This is a genomic window from Butyricicoccus sp. Marseille-Q5471, assembly GCF_951230135.1.
Classification (GTDB): Bacteria; Bacillota; Clostridia; order Oscillospirales; family Butyricicoccaceae; genus Agathobaculum.
Window position 1 is genome coordinate 1 of sequence record NZ_CATNVC010000030.1, and the last position, 2,500, is coordinate 2,500.

Genomic DNA, 2,500 nt, shown 5'->3' on the forward strand with positions numbered 1-2,500 from the left:
AAAACTGAACAACAACTACTTGCAAGCTTCAAGTAAGAGATTACCCTTTATAATAAAGGTCAAGCCCTCGGCCTATTAGTATCAGTCCGCTGCACGCATTACTGCGCTTCCACTCCTGACCTATCAACCACATAGTCTACGTGGGGCCTTACTCCCGAAGGATGGGAATACTTATCTCGAGGGAAGTTTCACGCTTAGATGCCTTCAGCGTTTATCTCGTCCGTACTTAGCTACCCAGCTATGCCCTTGGCAGAACAACTGGTGCACCAGCGGTACGTCCATCCCGGTCCTCTCGTACTAAGGACAGCTCCTCTCAATATTCCTACGCCCGCAACAGATAGGGACCGAACTGTCTCACGACGTTCTGAACCCAGCTCGCGTACCGCTTTAATTGGCGAACAGCCAAACCCTTGGGACCGAATACAGCCCCAGGATGCGATGAGCCGACATCGAGGTGCCAAACCTCCCCGTCGATGTGGACTCTTGGGGGAGATCAGCCTGTTATCCCCAGGGTAGCTTTTATCCGTTGAGCGACGGCATTTCCATTCACATACCGCCGGATCACTAACTCCAACTTTCGTTACTGCTCGAACCGTCATTCTCGCAGTTAGGCTCGTTTATGCGTTTACACTCAATGCACGATTTCCGTCCGTGCTGAACGAACCTTTGAGCGCCTCCGTTACTCTTTTGGAGGCGACCGCCCCAGTCAAACTGCCCACCTGACAGTGTCCCCCGACCAGTTTCATGGCCGCAGGTTAGAATTCCAATACTTCAAGAGTGGTATCCCAAGGTTGACTCCACTAATGCTGGCGCACTAGCTTCCAAGTCTCCCACCTATCCTGTACATGAAGTACCGAAATCCAATATCAAGCTACAGTGAAGCTCCATGGGGTCTTTCCGTCTAGTTGCGGGAAACCGGCATCTTCACCGGTACTACAATTTCGCCGGGCGGGCTGTTGAGACAGTGCCCAAATCGTTACGCCATTCGTGCGGGTCAGAACTTACCTGACAAGGAATTTCGCTACCTTAGGACCGTTATAGTTACGGCCGCCGTTTACTGGGGCTTAAGTTCGCACCTTCGGATTGCTCCTAAGCACTCCCCTTAACCTTCCAGCACCGGGCAGGCGTCACCCCCTATACGTCATCTTTCGATTTAGCAGAGAGCTGTGTTTTTGCTAAACAGTCGCTTGGGCCTTTTCACTGCGGCCTGCTCTCGCAGGCGCCCCTTATCCCGAAGTTACGGGGCCAATTTGCCGAGTTCCTTAACAACCCTTCTCCCGTTGGCCTTAGAATACTCATCCCATCTACCTGTGTCGGTTTGCGGTACGGGCACCTTAGTATACACTAGAGCTTTTCTCGTCTCTCACGCCATCAACTTCCCTACTAAATTTCGGTCCCTTACGCCCGGGGCAACCATCGCCCGGGATTGACTTAATGAAAGCGTCCCTCTAGCTTAAATGTTCGGTGGTTACGGAATTTCTACCGTATGTGCATCGACTACGCCGTTAGGCCTCGCCTTAGCTCCCGACTAACCTTGGGCGGACGAACCTTCCCCAAGAAACCTTAGATTTTCGGCCATTATGATTCTCACATAATTCTCGCTACTTATTCCGGCATTCTCACTTCTATGCAGTCCACCAGTGCTCTCGCTCTGACTTCGCCCCACATAGAACGCTCCCCTACCCAATGCATTGCTGCAATGCCTAAGCTTCGGTTAGATACTTAGCCCCGTTACATTTTCTGCGCAAAACCACTCGACCAGTGAGCTATTACGCACTCTTTGAATGAGTGGCTGCTTCTAAGCCAACATCCTGGTTGTTTTCGCAGTTTCACATCATTTTCCACTTAGTATCTATTTGGGACCTTAGCTGTAGATCTGGGCTGTTTCCCTTTCGACCACGAGACTTATCTCACGTAGTCTGACTGCTAACCATCAATTATCTGGCATTCAGAGTTTGATAGGGTTCGGTAACCTCGCGGCCCCTAGCCCATTCAGTGCTTTACCTCCAGTAATCTAAGTTAACGCTAGCCCTAAAGCTATTTCGGGGAGAACCAGCTATCTCCGAGTTCGATTGGAATTTCTCCGCTATCCACAAGTCATCCCCGGCCTTTTCAACGGACGTGGGTGCGGTCCTCCATTGCGTCTTACCGCAACTTCAACCTGCTCATGGATAGGTCACCCGGTTTCGGGTCTAATACGTGTTACTTCATTCGCCCTATTCAGACTCGCTCTCGCTACGGCTCCGGAACTCCAGTTCCTTAACCTCGCAACACACATTAACTCGCCGGACCGTTCTACAAAAAGTACCCGATCACACTTTAACGTGCTCTCGGTGCTTGTAGGCACAAGGTTTCAGGTTCTATTTCACTCCCCTCCCGGGGTCCTTTTCACCTTTCCCTCACGGTACTGCTTCTCTATCGGTCACTGAGTAGTATTTAGGCTTGGAGGATGGTCCCCCCATGTTCCCAGCGGGTTTCACGTGTCCGCTGGTACTCTGGA

General features: G+C 51.3%; 1 rRNA gene (cut by a window edge). It reads right to left on the bottom strand.

Annotation, left to right across the window (positions count from 1 at the left end):
- Nucleotides 1–55 precede the first annotated feature (55 nt).
- Nucleotides 56–2,500, bottom strand: a 23S ribosomal RNA gene (locus QOX26_RS14165) (it continues 400 nt past the right edge of the window).